The 15,440-nt window shown below is 70.1% G+C and carries 18 protein-coding genes and 2 tRNA genes; 8 read left to right on the top strand and 12 right to left on the bottom strand.

From position 1 onward, the window contains the following. Positions 1–13: 13 nt before the first annotated feature. From RTA_RS12445 to hemP, 4 genes are read left to right on the top strand one after another with little or no spacing between them, the layout of a single operon-like run. Positions 14–712: an energy transducer TonB gene (locus RTA_RS12445; protein WP_041676385.1), complete on the top strand. Its 699-nt coding sequence runs from the start codon at positions 14–16 to the stop codon at positions 710–712. Positions 713–720: 8 nt separating this feature from the next. Next, complete coding sequence (locus RTA_RS12450; RefSeq protein ID WP_013901762.1) at positions 721–1,434, top strand: MotA/TolQ/ExbB proton channel family protein; 714 nt, start codon at positions 721–723, stop codon at positions 1,432–1,434. 2 nt (positions 1,435–1,436) lie between these two features. Next, on the top strand, positions 1,437–1,850 hold the full coding sequence (locus RTA_RS12455; RefSeq protein WP_013901763.1) for an ExbD/TolR family protein: 414 nt from the start codon (positions 1,437–1,439) through the stop codon (positions 1,848–1,850). Positions 1,851–1,852: 2 nt separating this feature from the next. Then, positions 1,853–2,047: a hemin uptake protein HemP gene (gene hemP, locus RTA_RS12460; RefSeq protein ID WP_013901764.1), complete on the top strand. Its 195-nt coding sequence runs from the start codon at positions 1,853–1,855 to the stop codon at positions 2,045–2,047. 10 nt (positions 2,048–2,057) lie between these two features. On the opposite strand, the gene RTA_RS12465 is transcribed toward hemP, so the two are convergent. Next, the gene (locus RTA_RS12465) at positions 2,058–2,465 is read right to left on the bottom strand and encodes a GlcG/HbpS family heme-binding protein (RefSeq protein WP_013901765.1); all 408 of its coding nucleotides are present in this window, start codon (positions 2,463–2,465) and stop codon (positions 2,058–2,060) included. An 89-nt stretch (positions 2,466–2,554) separates the two neighbouring features. Here RTA_RS12465 and RTA_RS12470 point away from each other — a divergent pair, with 89 nt between their 5' ends. Continuing rightward, a complete protein-coding gene (locus RTA_RS12470) occupies positions 2,555–3,262 on the top strand; it encodes a Bax inhibitor-1/YccA family protein (protein ID WP_013901766.1) in 708 nt (235 codons plus the stop codon). Positions 3,263–3,321: 59 nt separating this feature from the next. Here RTA_RS12470 and rlmD read toward each other — a convergent pair whose 3' ends face one another. Next, positions 3,322–4,755 (bottom strand): 23S rRNA (uracil(1939)-C(5))-methyltransferase RlmD, encoded by a 1,434-nt coding sequence (gene rlmD / locus RTA_RS12475; RefSeq protein ID WP_013901767.1) that lies wholly within the window; start codon positions 4,753–4,755, stop codon positions 3,322–3,324. Between the two features lie 44 nt (positions 4,756–4,799). On the opposite strand from rlmD, the gene RTA_RS12480 reads away from it, so the two are divergent. Then, positions 4,800–5,228 (top strand): VOC family protein, encoded by a 429-nt coding sequence (locus RTA_RS12480; protein ID WP_013901768.1) that lies wholly within the window; start codon positions 4,800–4,802, stop codon positions 5,226–5,228. A gap of 9 nt (positions 5,229–5,237) precedes the next feature. On the opposite strand, the gene RTA_RS12485 is transcribed toward RTA_RS12480, so the two are convergent. From RTA_RS12485 to surE, 5 genes are all read right to left on the bottom strand, one after another. Then, positions 5,238–6,023, bottom strand: a complete 786-nt coding sequence (locus tag RTA_RS12485) for a 3'-5' exonuclease (RefSeq protein ID WP_013901769.1) — start codon at positions 6,021–6,023, stop codon at positions 5,238–5,240. Positions 6,024–6,042: 19 nt separating this feature from the next. Continuing rightward, the gene (rpoS, locus tag RTA_RS12490; RefSeq protein ID WP_013901770.1) at positions 6,043–6,960 is read right to left on the bottom strand and encodes an RNA polymerase sigma factor RpoS; all 918 of its coding nucleotides are present in this window, start codon (positions 6,958–6,960) and stop codon (positions 6,043–6,045) included. 71 nt (positions 6,961–7,031) lie between these two features. Next, a complete protein-coding gene (locus RTA_RS12495) occupies positions 7,032–7,979 on the bottom strand; it encodes a peptidoglycan DD-metalloendopeptidase family protein (protein ID WP_013901771.1) in 948 nt (315 codons plus the stop codon). Positions 7,980–7,993: 14 nt separating this feature from the next. Beyond that, entirely contained in the window at positions 7,994–8,758 is a 765-nt protein-coding gene (locus RTA_RS12500) for a protein-L-isoaspartate(D-aspartate) O-methyltransferase (RefSeq protein WP_041675492.1), read from the bottom strand. Then, positions 8,758–9,522 carry a 5'/3'-nucleotidase SurE gene (gene surE, locus RTA_RS12505; RefSeq protein ID WP_041675494.1) on the bottom strand — a complete coding sequence of 255 codons (765 nt, stop codon included), beginning with the start codon at positions 9,520–9,522 and terminating at the stop codon, positions 8,758–8,760. Before surE ends, RTA_RS12500 begins: the two co-directional genes overlap by 1 nt. A 106-nt stretch (positions 9,523–9,628) precedes the next feature. Between surE and RTA_RS12510 the strand changes: the two genes are divergently transcribed. After that, positions 9,629–10,615 carry an NADPH:quinone oxidoreductase family protein gene (locus RTA_RS12510; protein WP_013901774.1) on the top strand — a complete coding sequence of 329 codons (987 nt, stop codon included), beginning with the start codon at positions 9,629–9,631 and terminating at the stop codon, positions 10,613–10,615. A 58-nt stretch (positions 10,616–10,673) separates the two neighbouring features. After that, positions 10,674–10,749: transfer RNA gene (locus tag RTA_RS12515), tRNA-His, on the top strand. 57 nt (positions 10,750–10,806) lie between these two features. On the opposite strand, the gene RTA_RS12520 is transcribed toward RTA_RS12515, so the two are convergent. The 5 genes from RTA_RS12520 to RTA_RS12540 form a co-directional block, all read right to left on the bottom strand. Continuing rightward, entirely contained in the window at positions 10,807–12,735 is a 1,929-nt protein-coding gene (locus RTA_RS12520; protein ID WP_041675495.1) for a SurA N-terminal domain-containing protein, read from the bottom strand. A 68-nt stretch (positions 12,736–12,803) separates the two neighbouring features. After that, a tRNA-Val gene (locus tag RTA_RS12525) sits at positions 12,804–12,879 on the bottom strand. Between the two features lie 17 nt (positions 12,880–12,896). Continuing rightward, entirely contained in the window at positions 12,897–13,238 is a 342-nt protein-coding gene (locus RTA_RS12530; RefSeq protein WP_226986165.1) for an HU family DNA-binding protein, read from the bottom strand. 217 nt (positions 13,239–13,455) lie between these two features. After that, positions 13,456–14,541 carry a tartrate dehydrogenase gene (locus RTA_RS12535; protein WP_013901777.1) on the bottom strand — a complete coding sequence of 362 codons (1,086 nt, stop codon included), beginning with the start codon at positions 14,539–14,541 and terminating at the stop codon, positions 13,456–13,458. Further along, a complete protein-coding gene (locus tag RTA_RS12540) occupies positions 14,541–15,422 on the bottom strand; it encodes an alpha/beta fold hydrolase (RefSeq protein ID WP_041675498.1) in 882 nt (293 codons plus the stop codon). Before RTA_RS12540 ends, RTA_RS12535 begins: the two co-directional genes overlap by 1 nt. Positions 15,423–15,440: the final 18 nt, after the last annotated feature.

A 15,440-nucleotide genomic window follows, 5' to 3' on the forward strand; every position in this document is an offset into this window, starting at 1 on the left:
CGGCGTGTTCACAATGCGGCCCATGGCCGCCCGCCCGCATCGCAACCTCGCCATCGCCGGCGGCGTGGTGCTGTTCCACGTCGCGGCGCTGTGGGGGCTGCAAAGCGGGCTGGTGCGCCGCGCGGCCGAGGTGGTGGTGCCGGTGGAGATCCTGGCCCGGCTGATCGAGGTGCCGCAGCCCCGGGTGGAGCCCCCGACCCCCACCCCGCCGAGCCCGGCCCCCGCCCCGCCGGCGCCGCGCCCGGTGGAGCGCAAGATCCAGCGCCCGCCGCCGGCGCCGCGCCCCGTGGCTGTCCCCGATCCGCTGCCGGCCCCGGCCGCGCCCACCGCTGTCGCCGTACCTCAGCCGCCGGCCCCGCCGGTAGCCGCCCCGGTCGCGGCGCCCGAACCGGCGCCCGCGCCCCCCGCGCCCGCACCGGCCCCGGCGACGGTGGAGCTGCCCTCGAGCAGCGCCGATTACCTGCAGAACCCCAAGCCCCCCTACCCGCCCGCCAGCAAGCGCCTGGGCGAACAGGGCAAGGTGGTGGTGCGCGTGCTGATCGGCACCGATGGCACGGCCCAGAAGGCCGAGCTGCGCCAGTCCAGCGGCTTCGACCGGCTGGACCAGACCGCGCTGAGCACGGTGCTGAAGTGGCGCTACGTGCCCGGCAAGCGCGGCGGCGTGCCCGAGGCCATGTGGTTCGAGGTCCCGATCAACTTTGTGCTGGAGTAGAAAAGAACATGGAATCGCAATTCGGCCTCATGCACCTGTGGAGCCAGGGCGACCTGGTCACCAAGGGCGTGGCGGTGCTGCTGCTGGGGATGTCGCTGGCGTCCTGGATCGTCATCATCATCAAGGCGCTGGACCTGCGGCGCTTCGCCGCCCAGGCGCGGCGCACCGAGAGCTTCTGGCACAGCGCCGACTTCGCCGACGGCCTGAACAAGCTGGGCAACGAGCCGGGCAATCCGTTCCGCGCCCTGGCCACCGAGGGCCGCGAGGCCACCGCCCACCATCACGCCCAGCCGCAGCTGCACGACTCGCTGGACATGAGCGACTGGCTCACGCGCAGCTTGCGCAACTCGATCGACGAGTCCACCGCGCGGCTGCAGTCGGGCTTGGCGGTGCTGGCCTCGGTGGGATCGACCGCGCCGTTCATCGGCCTGTTCGGCACCGTCTGGGGCATCTACCACGCGCTGCTGTCCATCGGCACCGCCGGGCAGGCGACCATCGACAAGGTGGCCGGGCCGATCGGCGAGGCGCTGATCATGACGGCGCTGGGCCTGGCGGTGGCCATCCCGGCGGTGCTGGGCTACAACGCCCTGGTGCGCGGCAACAAGGGCGTGATCATGAAGCTCAACCGCTTTGCCCACGACCTGCACGCCTACTTCGTCACCGGCGCACGGGTTTCCGCGGCGGGCGGGCCCGGCAAGGTCGTGCCCATGAAGAAAGGCTGACCATGGCGTTCGGCACCCAGGACGACACCGACGAGGTGATGAACGAGATCAACATGACGCCGCTGGTGGACGTCATGCTGGTGCTGCTGATCATCTTCATCATCACCGTCCCGGTGATGAAGCACTCGGTCAACATCGACCTGCCGCGCGCGACCAACCAGCCGCAGGACGCCAAGCCGGAGACGGTCCGGCTGTCGGTCGACGCCGACGGCAGCTACTTCTGGAACGAGAACCGCATCCCCGAGCAGGACCTGCCGCGCCTGCTGTCCGCCGAGGCCGCCCGCAACCCGCAGCCGGAGCTGCACATCCGCGGCGACAAGGCGGTGCGCTACGAGCGCGTGGCCCAGGCCATGGCGGCGGCCCAGCAAGCCGGGCTGCGCAAGATCGGCTTCATCACGGAACCCAAGGCGAATTGAGCATGGAACAACGGACCAGCCATACCGCCGGAGCGATCCGGCCCCCCCACTCCCGCGACGACGAGGCGCCGCAGCGCCCGCCCCTGCTGGAAAGCGGCGAGCTGCTGCGCGGCCACCGCGCCATCGAGATCAGCCACAACGGTGAGCTCTACCGCCTGCAGGCCACCCGCCTGGGCAAGCTGATCCTCACCAAGTAGCCGGCGCGCCTTACAGCCCGATGGCCGCGATGCCGGCGCGGGCGATCTGCGCGTCCTCGGTGGACTTCACGCCGCTGACGCCCACCGCGCCCAGGCACTGCCCGTCCTTGAGGATGGGCACGCCGCCTTCCAGCATGCCCTTCAGGTCGGGCGCGCTCAGGAACGAATAGCGGCCGCCGTTGATCACGTCCTCGTACACCTTGCTCTCGCGGCGGCCCAGGGCGGCCGTGTTGGCCTTGGCCGGGGCGATGTGGGCCGAGATCGGCGCGGCGCCGTCCAGCCGCTGCAGCCACAGCAGGTGGCCGCCGTCGTCGACGATGGCGATGCTCACGGCCCACTTGTTCTTGATCGCCTCGGCCTCGGCCGCGGCGGCGATGGCCTTGGCGTCGGCCAGTTCCAGGGAATGCTTGGTTTTCATGGGGTCGGAGCATAGCGCTGGTCAGCCGTACTTGAACCAACCTAGAATCCGCCCATCTAACGCCCATCAACCGTCAAGAGGAGTTGGCAATGAACGACCGAGTGCAACCTGGCGATCAATTCGGGAGAGCGTCCGGCTTTGGCCACGCCCTGCCCGCGGTGCAGCGCAACAAGGTGCTGCGCAACACCTACTGGCTGCTCGCGCTGAGCTTGATCCCCACCGTGCTGGGCGCCTGGCTGGGCGTGGCCACGGGCATCACCCGCGGGCTGACGGGCGGCATCGGCCTGATCGTGTTCCTGGCCGGTGCCTTCGGCTTCCTGTTCGCGATCGAGAAGACCAAGAACTCGGCCGCCGGCGTACCGGTGCTGCTGGCCTTCACCTTCTTCATGGGCCTGATGCTGTCGCGCCTGATCGGCACGGTGTTGGGCCTAAGCAACGGCGCCAGCCTGGTGATGACGGCGTTCGCCGGCACGGCGGGCGTGTTCTTCGTCATGGCCAGCCTGTCCACCATCATCAAGCGCGACCTGTCGGGCATGGGCAAGTTCCTGTTCGTCGGCGCGCTGGCGGTGATGATCGGCGCCATCGTCAACGTGTTCGTCGGCTCCACCACCTTCATGCTGGTGATCAGCGTGCTGGTGATCGGCATCTTCAGCGCCTACATGCTGTACGACCTCAAGCGCATCGTGGATGGCGGCGAGACCAACTACATCTCGGCCACCCTGGCGCTGTACCTGGACATCTTCAACGTGTTCCAGGGCCTGCTGGCGCTGCTGGGCCTGACCTCCTCGAACGAATAGCGCGCTTCGCTACTTTCAACAAGGGGCCCTGCGGGGCCCCTTGTACTTGGGCGGGGCTTTCACGTCGCGTTTTCCTTGTCGAACACCGCGATGCTCTCCACGTGGGCCGTGTGCGGGAACATGTTGACCACGCCCGCTGCCGAGCAGCGGTAGCCGGCCTGGTGCACCAGCAGGCCGGCGTCGCGCGCCAGGGTGGCGGGGTTGCAGCTGACGTAGACGATGCGCCGCGGCGGCGTCCAGCCCGGCACCTCGCCGGGCTGCTGGTGCAGGTCGGCCAGCGCCTTGGCCAGGGCAAAGGCGCCCTCGCGCGGCGGGTCCACCAGCCAGCGCTGGGCCACGCCGTCGGCCACCAGCTGCCGGGGCGTCATCTCGAACAGGTTGCGCGTCGCGAAGCGGGTGGCGGCCAAGCCGGCGCCGGCCCGGTTGCGCTCGTAGTTGGTGCGCGAGCGCGCCACCAGGGCCTCGCTGCCCTCGATGCCCAGCACCTCGCCGGCCTGCGTGGCCAGCGGCAGGGTGAAGTTGCCCAGCCCGCAGAACCAGTCGATCACGCGCTCGTCGCGCCGGGCCTGCAGCAGGCGCAGCGCGCGCGACACCAGCACCTGGTTGATGAAGGGATTGACCTGGGTGAAATCGGTCGGCTTGAACGGCATGACGATGCCGAACTCGGGCAGGGTGTAGGCCAGTTCCGGCCCGCCCTCGTCCAGCAGGTGGACCGTGTCCGGCCCCTTGGGCTGCAGCCACCACTGCACCCCCGGATGGGCCGCCCCGAACGAGCGCAGCCGGGCCAAGTCGCCCGCGCTCAGCGGCTCCAGGTGCCGCAGCACCAGGGCGATCACCGGCGCCGACGGATCCGCCGCGTCGACGCCGCAGGCCAGCTCGACCTGCGGGCAGGTCTCGATGGCGTCCATGCCGCCGATCAGCCCGCGCAGCGGCAGCAGCAGGTCGCTGACCTCCTGGGGCACCACGTGGCACTCGCGGATATCGGCCACGTAGCGGCTCTTGCGTTCGTGGAAGCCCACCAGCACCGTGCCCTTCTTGCGCACGTGGCGCACCGAGAAGCGCGCCCGCCAGCGGTAGCCCCAGGCCGGGCCCTCGATGGGCCGCAGCACGGTCCCGGCCCTGACCTTGCCCAGGTGCCAGAGGTTGTCCTCCAGCACGCGCTGCTTGATGGCCACCTGGGCGCCCACATGCAGGTGCTGCATCTTGCAGCCGCCGCAGGCGCCCTCGTGCAGGCCGAAGTGCGGGCAGCGGCCGGTCACGCGCTGCGACGAGGCCTTGTGCACGGCCGTCAGCGTGGCGGCTTCCCAGTTGTTCTTCCTGCGGTGCACGTTGGCGCTGACCCACTCGCCGGGCAGCGCGCCGTCGATGAAAACCACCTTGCCGTCCGGCCGCCGGGCCACGCCCTGGGCCTCGATGTCCAGGGCGTCCACCTCCAGCCAGGCTTCCTGCAGCCCCGCGGGACGGGCCGTCACTTCGTCGTTCTCTGCTGACATGGGCCCGATTGTCTCAGGCGCATACTGCCGGCCCGGAGGCAGCCATGGACATCCGCATCTGCATCGACGTCGACGACCTGGAGCGCGGCATCGCGTTCTACACCCAGGGCCTGGGGCTGCGGCTGGGCCGGCGGCTCGACAGCGACTGGGCCGAGCTGCTGGGCGCCGGCAGCGCGATCGACCTGCTGTCCAACCCGGCCGGCAGCGCCCCGCTGGGCCAGGACAAGCCGCAGCGGCGCGACTACGCCCGCCACTGGACGCCGGTGCACCTGGACTTCGTGGTCACGGATATAGCCGAAGCGACGCGCAAGCTGGTGTCCCTGGGCGCCGTGCTGGAGCGGCCGATCGGCGACCGCCGGTGGGGCCGCATGGCCAGCCTGGCCGACCCTTTCGGCCATGGCATCGACCTGCTGGAGTTCAAGGGCCGGGGCTACGACGAGCTGCTGCAGCCACCGCGGGGCGAAGGCCTCTGAGGCCGGGCTTCAGACCCAGGCCCCCAGGTACTCCTGCCAGTGCGGCTCGGCCGGCGCGAGGTTGCCGAGAGTGGCCTTGACGAAGGCGATCTCCTGCTCGTACTCGGCTTCGGAGAAGCCGGCGCGCATCTTCTGGAAGCGGCAGTACAGCAGGTAGGTGTTCATCACGTCGGTTTCGCAGTAGCGGCGGATGTCCTCCAGCTGCCCGCCCAGCCAGGCCGGGTAGACCTGCGAGCCGTCCATGCCCAGCTTGCCGGGGAAGCCGCACAGCTTGGCCATGGCATCCAGCGGGGCGTTGGCGCGCGGCTGGTACATGGCCAGCAGGTCCATCAGGTCCAGGTGGCGCAGGTGGTAGCGGCCGATGTAGTTGTTCCACTTGAACTCGCGGTCGTCCTCGCCCAGGTCCCAGTACTTGCAGGCCGTGACGCCATGGCGCAGCCCGCGATAGTGCAGCACCGGCAGGTCGAAGCCGCCGCCGTTCCAGCTCACCAGCTGCGGCACGTGCTTCTCCAGGGTGTTGAAGAACGACTGGATCACCTTGCCTTCGCTGGCGCCGTCGCGGTCCACGAAGGAATGCACCTTCAGCCCCTCGGCGTTGCGGAACACGCAGCTGATGGCCACCACGCGCTGCAGGTGGTGCGGCATGAAGTCGCCCTGGCCCTTTTCCTTGCGCTCCTGCACCCAGGCCTCGTAGACCTGGGCGTCGGTGGCGTCGGCGGGGGCGCCGCGCAGCGCCCTCAGGCCCGCGACGTCGGGGATGGATTCGATGTCGAAGACGAGGACTGGCCAGCTCATGAAACGACTTTAACAGCCGTCAGAGCAGCGCTTCCTTGTCGATGCCGTTGCGTGCCATGTGGCGCTTGAGCTTGAGCAGGGCCTCGTTCTGGATCTGGCGCACGCGCTCGCGCGTCAGGCCCAGGCGGTCGCTGAGCACCTCCAGGGTCTCGGGCTCGCGGTCGTGCAGGCCGAAGCGGCCGGCCAGCACCTCCTGCTCGCGGTGCGACAGCGCATCGATCCAGTTGGCCAGCAGGCGCTCGACCTCGTGGCTGTGGGTGATGCCGGTGGGGTCGGCGGCTTCGCCGTCGGCCAGCGAGTCACCCAGCGTGCGCTCGTCGTCCGAGCGGTCGGCCGCCGCGTCCAGCGAGCGCGGGGTTTCGGCCATGGCCAGCAGGTCCGCCACCTCCTGCACCTCGCGGCCCAGCAGCGCCGCCACGTCCTCGACCCGCACGTTGCCGTCACGGCGGCCCTGGCGTTCGGCGAAGGCCGGGTCGTTCTCCAGCGTGCGGCGGGCGCGCAGCACCTGCTGCAGCTCGCGCACCACGTGCACCGGCAGGCGGATCACGCGGCCCTGGTTCATCACCGCCCGCTCGACCGACTGGCGGATCCACCAGGTGGCATAGGTGGAGAAGCGGAAACCGCGCTCGGGCTCGAACTTGTCGATGGCGTGCATCAGGCCGAGGTTGCCCTCCTCGATCAGGTCGGCCAGCGGCACGCCGCGCCCCAGGTAGCCCTTGGCGATGCTGACCACCAGCCGCAGGTTGTGCTCGATCATGGCCTGCCGCGCGGCGAAGTCGCCGGCGCGCGCCCGGGTGGCAGCCTCGAACTCCTCCTGCGCGGTGAATAGCGGGGTGCGCCGGATGTCGCGCAGGTAGAGCGTGAGCGTGTCGGTGGATTCGCCCGCCAGGTCGGCGGCCAGCTCGCGCGGCGCCAGCTCCTGCGGCTCGACCGGCATCTCCGCTCCCGGGTCTGCGGTCGCGTCCGGTGTCGCAGAGGATGCCTGCCCGTCACGCCGCTTCATCGCCCTTACCTCGCGGGCAGGTAGCGGGCCGGATCGACCGGCCGGCCCTGGCGCCGGATCTCGAAATGCAGCTTGACCCGGTCGGCATCGGTGGAGCCCATCTCGGCGATCTTCTGGCCCTTGCGCACCGTTTGGTCCTCCTTGACCAGCAGCGCCTGGTTGTGCGCATAGGCCGTGAGGTAGGTGTTGTTGTGCTTGAGGATGATCAGGTTGCCGTAGCCGCGCAGGCCGGCGCCGGCGTAGACCACGCGCCCGTCGGCCGCGGCCACGACGGGGTCGCCGGCCTTGCCGGCGATGTCCAGGCCCTTGTTCTTCACCTCGTCGAAGCCGGCCAGCACCGTGGCGCCGGCGTCGGTGGGCCAGCCCCAGGGGATGTCGTCGTCGGCCGCAGGCACCGGCGGCAAGCTGGAGGCCGGCGGCGCCACGCTGGCCACGGCCGGCCGCGGCGCGCTGGCGGCGGAAGCGGCGGCCGCGGGCGGCAGCGGGGCGCTGGCGGCTGAAACCGGTGGCACCGGCGTGGACGCCACGGAGGACGGCGTCACCGGCTTGGTCACCGCGACTTCGGGCGCCGATGCGGGGGAGACCGCCGCCACCGGCACCGGCATCGTCCCGGGGGGCGGCGAGATGCGAAGCACCTGTCCCACCTCGATGACGTTGGGGTTGTCCAGACTGTTCCAGCGCACCACGTCGCGCCAGTTCTGGCCGCTGTCCAGCGAGATGCGGATCAGCGTGTCGCCGGGACGCACCGTGTAGTAGCCCGGCTTGCCGGCGTTCTCGGCGCCAGGCGGTATCTTGGTCGGGTCGGTCGCGACGACGGCGCCCGGCCATGCACGGATGCCGGCGCTGCGGTCCTCCACCGGCGCGGGCGCGCGCGGGCCGGCGCAGCCCGCCAGCACGCCCACCAGCAGCACGACCAGCGCGTTCTTCCATCCCTGCCACTGCATCGTGGGCATTGTTTGCGATTCCTTCATGCGATGCCTGATTTTAGGGGGACGAAGTGAACCGCCTCAAGCACGCTGCGCTGCAATCCCCCAGCCGTTTTTTCGAGCACGACCAGGGCCTGCGTGCCCCCGGGCATCTGGCTGGGCGCGACGATGCGCCCGCCCGGTGCGAGCTGCTCGATCCAGGCCGCGGGCACCGCCTCGCCCCCCGCAGCCGCGATGATGCCCGCATACGGTGCGCCCTTGGCGAAACCCGCCATGCCGTCGCCGAACAGCAGGTGCACGTTGGCCAGCCGCAGCGGCCGCAGGTTGCCCTGCGCCTTCTCGTGCAGGCCGCGCAGGCGCTCGATGCTGTAGACCTCGGTGGCCACACGGCTGAGCACGGCGGCCTGGTAGCCGCAGCCGGTGCCGATCTCCAGCACCCGGCCCAGCCGTCCCTGCGCATCCCGGGCGCCGCCCAGCAGCAGCTCGACCATGCGCGCCACCACGCTGGGCTTGGAAATGGTCTGGCCCAGGCCGATGGGCAAGCTGGTGTCCTCGTAAGCCTGGTTCACCAGCGCGCTGTCGACGAAGCGATGCCGCTCCACCGCGCCCAGCGCCGCCAGCACCTGGGCGTCGGCCACGCCCTGCGCCGCGATGCGCTGCACCATGCGGGCGCGCACGGCGCCAGAGTCCAGGCCCAGGCCCTGGGGGATGCCCCTCAGGGCCGCAGGGGCGGCCGGCGCCTTTTTCGGCGGCGGGCCCGGCGGCGCGATGTCGAGCCGGGCGGGAAAGGTCGGACGGCGCGACATCAGCCCGCCAATCGCGCGACGGTGTCGGCCCAGGCGCGCAGCGCGCCATGGTCGGTGAGGTCCACCTTGAGCGGGGTGATGGACACCCGGCCCTCGGTGGTGGCGTGGAAATCCGTGCCCGGCGCGCCGTCCTTGGCCGCGCCGGCGCCGCCTATCCAGTACATGGTGTCACCGCGCGGGCTGGCCTGCGAGATCACCTTCTCCGCCGCGTGGCGCCGCCCGAGGCGGCAGACCTCGAACGGCCCGAGGGCCTCGTGCGGCCGGTTGGGGATGTTCACGTTCAGCAGGAAGGGCTGGTCGGCGCCGAGGCGGCGGTCGATCACCTGCTGCACCAGCTCGCGCGCCTTGCGCGCGGCGGCGTCCAGGTGGGCCCAGCCCTTCTCGACCTGCGAGAAGGCGATGGCGGGGATGCCGAACAGGTAGCCCTCCATCGCCGCGCCCACGGTGCCCGAGTAGATGGTGTCGTCGCCCATGTTGGCGCCGTTGTTGATGCCGCTGACCACCAGGTCGGGGCGGTAGCCCAGCAGGCCGGTGAGCGCGATGTGGACGCAGTCGGCCGGCGTGCCGTTGATGTAGCGGAAGCCGTTGGCGCCCTCGTGCACGTACAGCGGCTGGTGCAGCGTCAGCGCGTTGGACTTGGCGCTGTTGTTGTGCTCGGGCGCGACCACCTCGACGTCCACGCCGGGCAGGTCCTTCAAGGCCTGGTGCAGCGCGACGATGCCGGGCGCCTGGTAGCCGTCGTCGTTGCAGATGAGGATTTTCATGCGGGGAAAGGGTTGCAAAAGATTGTAGGTGCCCGGTCGCCGCAGGGACATCGCTGTGTGGGACGGCTACCTATGATGACGCCAACTTTTCCCATCGGAGACCGTGATGCAGGCCTGGCTTTGCGAGAACCCCACCGGCGTCGACGCCCTGCAGTGGAAGGAACTGCCCACGCCCCAGCCCCAGGCCGGGCAGGTGCTGGTGGAGATCCAGGCCGCCAGCCTGAACTTCCCCGACCTGCTGATCGTCCAGAACAAGTACCAGATCAAGCCGCCCCTGCCCTTCGTGCCCGGCTCGGAGTACGCGGGCGTGGTGCGCGCGGTGGGCGACGGCGTGCGCCACCTGAAGGTCGGCCAGAGCGTGGCCTGCCTGTCCGGCACCGGCGGCTTCGCCACGCACACGCTGGCGCCCGCGGCCCTGTGCATGCCGCTGCCGCCCGGCTTCCCGCCGGTGGACGCGGCCGCCTTCATCATGATCTACGCCACCTCGCACCATGCGCTGATCGACCGCGCGCAGCTCAAGCCCGGCGAGACGGTGCTGGTGCTGGGCGCCGCCGGCGGCGTGGGCACCGCCGCGATCCAGATCGCCAAGGCGGCGGGCGCGCGGGTCATCGCCGCGGCCTCCACCGACGACAAGTGCGCGCTGTGCAAGTCCATCGGCGCCGACCAGACCATCAACTACACGACGCATGGCCTGCCCAACGCCTTCCGCGAGGCGGTCAAGGCCGCCACCGGCGGCAAGGGCCCGGACGTGATTTACGACCCGGTGGGCGGCGATTTCTCCGAGCCGGCGTTCCGCTCCATCGCCTGGCGCGGCCGCTATTTGGTGGTGGGCTTCGCGTCCGGCCCCATCCCCTCGCTGCCGCTGAACCTGCCCCTGCTCAAGGGTGCGTCGCTGGTGGGTGTGTTCTGGGGCGACTTCGCCAAGCGCGAGCCCCAGGCCAACGGCGCGATGATGCAGGAGCTGGCCCAGTGGTACGCACAGGGCAAGGTCAAGCCGGTGATCGACCGCACGATGCCCATGGCCGAGCTCAAGGCCGCCTATGCCCACATGGGTTCGCGCGGCGTCAAGGGCAAGCTGGTGCTGGTCAACTGACAGGCGGGGGCGAAGTCCGCCCTGCGGCAGCCGGCCCGCTATAATCGCTGCCTCGACGGTGGCTGTAGCTCAGTTGGTAGAGTCCAGGATTGTGATTCCTGTCGTCGTGGGTTCGAGTCCCATCAGCCACCCCAGACACCCATGAAAAAAGCCGGCGGTTCCCACCGCCGGCTTTTTGTCTTGTGCCCGCCTTACTCGTTGCGCGGCGCTTCCTCGGCCCGTGGCGCCGGCTGCGGCACCTGGATCTGCGCCTTGAAGCGTTTTTTGAGCTGCTGGTAGTAGGCCTGGGTCTCGGCGTTGGCCCACAGCTGCGCCACCTGCTGGCGCTCCTGCTGCGCCACCTCGGGCGGCGGGGCCTGGCGCGGCAGCGACTTGTTGACCTTGACCACCGCATAGCCCTGGGCGCCCAGGTCCACACCCATGAAGGACGGCAGCGCCGCCGGGTCGGCCCGCAGCGCGGCCTCGACCACCGGCTGCGGCAGCTTGCCGGCATCCTCGCGCGAGACCACCTGCGCGGGCGGCAGGCTGGCGGAGGGCGGGTTGGCCTTCCAGGCGGCCAGCCTGTCCATGCCCTCCTTCCTGGCCAGCTCGGCGGCGCGCTGCGCCACCACGCGCTGGCGCACCTGGGCCTTCACCTCCTCGAACGGCTGCGTGCGCGCCGGCATGTACTGCGTGACGCGGCCCGCGGCCAGCTGGTTGGGGCCGATCTCCACCGCCTCGGTGTTGCGCTTCTTCTCCACGCTCTCGGGCGCGAACAGGGCACCCAGGAACCGGGTGTTGGCCAGCGCGCCGGTGGCCCCCGGCGCCGGGGTGCGCGTCGCGTTGGCGGTGCGCAGCTCCAGGCCGAAGCGCTCGGCCACGTTCTTCAGGCCCTCGGACTGCTCGTACACCGCGTTGCTGAACGCGTCGGCCGTCTCGGCGAACTTGCGCTGGGCCTGCTGCCTGGCCGCCTCGGCCTCCAGCTCGGGCCGCATCTGCTCGAAGCTGCGCTGCTGCGGCGCCTTCAGGTCGGTCAGGCGGATGATGTGGTAGCCGAACTCGGTCTCCACGATGCCGCTGGTCTCGCCTTTCTTGAGCGCGAAAGCGGCCTCCTCGAACGGCTTGGTCATGGCGCCGCGGGTGAAGAAGTCCAGGTCGCCGCCGCGGGCGGCCGAGCCCGGATCCTGCGAGTTCTTGCGCGCCAGCTCGGCGAAGCTCCCCGGCGACTTGCGCACCTGGGCCAGGATCTCCTCGGCGCGCGCACGGGCCTTCTCGCGCTCGGCCGGCGGGGCGTTCTGGGGCGCGGCCACCAGGATGTGGCTGGCGCGCCTTTGCTCCTGCGCCGCCTGACGCGCCTGGTTCTGCTCGTAGTAGGTCTTGAGGTCGGCCTCGTTGGGCTTGATGCCCTTGCGCACGGACTCCAGGTCCAGCACCACGTACTCGATGTTCGCCTGCTCGGGGGCCTGGAACAGCTGCGGGTTGGCCTTGTAGAAGGCCTCCAGTTCGGCGTCGGTGGGCGTGACCTTGCCCGCATAGGCGGCAGCGTCGAAGCGCGCCACCTGCACCTCGCGGCGCTCCAGGAAAGCACCAAGCGCCACGCCGGCGTGGGCGGGCGTGACGAAGCTGCTGTCCGACACGCCGGCCAGCACCTGCTGCACCGACAGCTGCGAGCGGATCTGGTTCTCGAACATCTCGGGGGTCATGCCCTGGCGGCCGACCAGCTCGCGGTAACGCTGCATGTCGAGCTTGCCATCGGGCCCGCGCAGCGAGGCGATCACCGGGTGCGACTGCAACTCGCGCGCCAGGCGCTGGTCGCTGGTGCCCAGGCTCGCTTTCTCGGCCGCCGCGGCCAGCACGCGCTCGCGCACCAGGCGCTCCAGCGTGCCGTAGCGGGCCTCGGGCGAATCGAGCAGCTTGGGGTCCAGCGTGGGCATGGACTGGCGCAGCTGGTCGACCTGGTTCCTGTGCGCCGCATCCCATTCGGCGCGGGTGATGTCGCGGCCATCCACGCGGGCGACGGCTTCGCCGCGGTCACGCATGTTGGTGTAGCCCTCCAGGCCGAACAGCACGAACGAGGGGATGATCAGCAGGAACATCAGTCCCATCATGATCTTGGTGTGCTTGCGAACGAACTCGAACATGCTCGACTCTCTAGAAAAACCTGCCTCAGAAGCACGAAAGGCGAACAACTGTTCGCCTTCGCTGTGGGTGGTGGGTGCTGACGGGATCGAACCGCCGACCTACGCCTTGTAAGGGCGCCGCTCTACCAGCTGAGCTAAGCACCCCACCGGAAGTTCCCTCTTCAGTTCAGCGCGTCCTTGAGCGCCTTGCCGGGACGGAACTTGGGCACCTTGGCAGCCTTGATTTTAATCTGCGCGCCGGTGCGGGGATTGCGGCCGCTGCGCGCGGCGCGCTTACCGACGGCGAACGTGCCGAACCCGACCAGGGAAACCGAGCCACCTTTTTTCAGCGTCGTCTTGACGGCGCCGATCATCGACTCCAGCGCGCGGGTAGCAGCGGCCTTGGAGATGTCGGCATGTTTTGCGATGTGCTCAATCAGTTCGGTTTTGTTCACAAGGGCCCCTCGTTGAGAGAAAGAGTTGACAGGTGGTCTCTTCGTCGGTTTCTTTTGCCTTCGCCGGATCGGGTGGCGGTGCGCCCGGCGGCGGCGGAAGACGTCTGTTGCAGCCTGAGCTGCCGCTCAAATTAGAGCCACGGCCCCAGGCCCTGTCAATAATGGAAGCAGCAATTACAACAGCGCGGAGGCGGATTCTAGACGCAATCAACAGGCCCGACGCCCGCATGCAGCAAGGCTTGCGCGCGGTCGGGCAAGAGGCGGGCGCGCCCCGCACGCCGGCGCGTCAGAGGGCCGCCGCGATGTCGCGCCCGAGGTCGCGCGTGCCCGCCTTGCCGCCGATGTCGGGCGTGCGCGCCGCACCGCTTTGGGGATCGAGCACGCGCTCGATGGCCGCGAGGATCGCGTCGTGCGCCGCCTTGTGGCCCAGGAACTCCAGCATCATCGCGCCGCACCAGATCTGCCCGATCGGGTTGGCCACACCCTTGCCCGCGATGTCGGGCGCCGAGCCGTGCACCGGCTCGAACAGCGAGGGCGCCTTGCGATCCGGATTGAGGTTGGCGCTGGGCGCGATGCCGATGGTGCCGGTGCAGGCCGGGCCCAGGTCGGACAGGATGTCGCCGAACAGGTTGCTGGCCACCACCACGTCGAAGAAGTCGGGCCGCTGCACGAAGTGCGCGGTCAGGATGTCGATGTGGAACTTGTCCAGCTTCACGCCGGGATAAACCTTGGCCATCTCGGCCACCCGCTCGTCCCAGTACGGCATGGTGATGGCGATGCCGTTGGACTTGGTGGCGCTGGTCAGGTGCTTCTTGGGCCGCGATTGCGCCAGCTCGAACGCGAACTTCAGCACCCGGTCCACGCCGATGCGGGACATCACGGTCTCCTGCATCACGATCTCGCGCTCGGTGCCAGGGTACATGCGCCCGCCGATGCTGGAGTACTCGCCTTCCGTGTTCTCGCGCACGATGTACATGTCGATCTCGCCGGGCTGGCGCGGGCTGCCGTCGCGGCGCACCACCGGCGCCACGATGCCGGGCATCAGGCGCGCCGGACGCAGGTTGACGTACTGGTCGAACTCGCGCCGGAACAGCAGCAGCGAGCCCCACAGCGACACGTGGTCCGGGATCTTCTCCGGCCAGCCGACGGCGCCGAAATAGATGGCGTCGTGGCCGCCGATGCGGTCCTTCCAGTCGTCGGGCAGCATCTTGCCGTGCTTCTCGTAGTAGTCCCAGCTGGAGAAGTCAAAGTGGTCGAACTGCAGGGGGATGCCGAACTTCGTGGCCGCGGCCTCCAGCACGCGGACGCCCTCGGGCATGACCTCCTTGCCGATGCCGTCGCCGGCGATGACCGCGATGCGGTGCTTTCCCATCATGTGCTCCTGAAAAATGAAAATGCTTCGTCGATGACCTGGTGCGGCGACTCTTCCGCCAGGTAGTGCCCGCACGGCAGCGTCCGGCCGGTGGGCTGCACCGCGCGCTCGCGCCACAGCGCCAGCACGTCGAAACAGCGGTGCACCACGCCGTGCTCGCCCCACAGCACGCGCAGGGGCTGGGCCAGCCTGTGCCCGGTGGCGACGTCCTGCCGGTCGTGCGCCAGGTCGATGCCGGCGCTGGCCCGGTAGTCGCCGCAGATGCCGGCGGCCGTGCCCGGGATGGCGGCGCAGCGCTGGTACTCGGCCAGCGCCGCCGCGTCGAAGTTCGCCAGTCCGCCGTGCCGCGCGCCCATCACGCTGCGCACGTAGCGCACCGGGTCGCTCTCGATCAGCGCCTCGGGCAGCGGCGGCGGCTGGATCAGGAAGAACCAGTGCCAGTAGGCCTGCGCGAACTCGCGGCCGGCGTGCTCGTACATGGCCAGCGTGGGCGCGATGTCCAGCAGCATCAGGCGCTCCACGGCATCGGAGTGGTCGGCCGCCAGCCGATGCGCCACCCGCGCCCCGCGGTCATGCGCCAGCACCTGGAAGCGCTCGAACCCCTGCGCGCGCATGACGGCCATCGCGTCCAGTGCCATCTCGCGCTTGGCGTACGCCGCGCCGCCCTCGCCGGGCGCCGGCCGCGACGAGTCTCCGTAGCCGCGCAGGTCCATCAGCAGCACGGTGAAGCGCTGCGCCAGGGCCGGGGCGACGCGGTGCCACATGGCCTGGGTCTGCGGATGGCCGTGCAGCAGCAGCAGCGGCTCCCCGCAGCCGGCACGGCGGCATTGGAGCCGGACGCCGTCGCGCTCCACGGTGAATCGCTGGAATCCCTCGAACATGGGACGCTGATTGTGCAA

This window comes from Ramlibacter tataouinensis TTB310, assembly GCF_000215705.1.
Lineage (GTDB): Bacteria > Pseudomonadota > Gammaproteobacteria > Burkholderiales > Burkholderiaceae_C > Ramlibacter > Ramlibacter tataouinensis.

Bases quoted from the DNA above. Each gene is read 5' to 3' on its own strand.
- hemP (WP_013901764.1), top strand. From the start codon at position 1,853: ATGGAACAACGGACCAGCCATACCGCCGGAGCGATCCGGCCCCCCCAC.
- RTA_RS12470 (WP_013901766.1), top strand. From the start codon at position 2,555: ATGAACGACCGAGTGCAACCTGGCGATCAATTCGGGAGAGCGTCCGGC.
- RTA_RS12535 (WP_013901777.1), bottom strand. From the start codon at position 14,541: ATGGGAAAGCACCGCATCGCGGTCATCGCCGGCGACGGCATCGGCAAG.
- RTA_RS12485 (WP_013901769.1), bottom strand. From the start codon at position 6,023: ATGAGCTGGCCAGTCCTCGTCTTCGACATCGAATCCATCCCCGACGTC.
- surE (WP_041675494.1), bottom strand. From the start codon at position 9,522: ATGAAAATCCTCATCTGCAACGACGACGGCTACCAGGCGCCCGGCATC.
- RTA_RS12450 (WP_013901762.1), top strand. From the start codon at position 721: ATGGAATCGCAATTCGGCCTCATGCACCTGTGGAGCCAGGGCGACCTG.
- rpoS (WP_013901770.1), bottom strand. From the start codon at position 6,960: ATGCCGGTCGAGCCGCAGGAGCTGGCGCCGCGCGAGCTGGCCGCCGAC.
- RTA_RS12465 (WP_013901765.1), bottom strand. From the start codon at position 2,465: ATGAAAACCAAGCATTCCCTGGAACTGGCCGACGCCAAGGCCATCGCC.
- rlmD (WP_013901767.1), bottom strand. From the start codon at position 4,755: ATGTCAGCAGAGAACGACGAAGTGACGGCCCGTCCCGCGGGGCTGCAG.
- RTA_RS12500 (WP_041675492.1), bottom strand. From the start codon at position 8,758: ATGTCGCGCCGTCCGACCTTTCCCGCCCGGCTCGACATCGCGCCGCCG.
- RTA_RS12455 (WP_013901763.1), top strand. From the start codon at position 1,437: ATGGCGTTCGGCACCCAGGACGACACCGACGAGGTGATGAACGAGATC.
- RTA_RS12495 (WP_013901771.1), bottom strand. From the start codon at position 7,979: ATGCCCACGATGCAGTGGCAGGGATGGAAGAACGCGCTGGTCGTGCTG.
- RTA_RS12510 (WP_013901774.1), top strand. From the start codon at position 9,629: ATGCAGGCCTGGCTTTGCGAGAACCCCACCGGCGTCGACGCCCTGCAG.
- RTA_RS12480 (WP_013901768.1), top strand. From the start codon at position 4,800: ATGGACATCCGCATCTGCATCGACGTCGACGACCTGGAGCGCGGCATC.
- RTA_RS12445 (WP_041676385.1), top strand. From the start codon at position 14: ATGCGGCCCATGGCCGCCCGCCCGCATCGCAACCTCGCCATCGCCGGC.
- RTA_RS12540 (WP_041675498.1), bottom strand. From the start codon at position 15,422: ATGTTCGAGGGATTCCAGCGATTCACCGTGGAGCGCGACGGCGTCCGG.
- RTA_RS12520 (WP_041675495.1), bottom strand. From the start codon at position 12,735: ATGTTCGAGTTCGTTCGCAAGCACACCAAGATCATGATGGGACTGATG.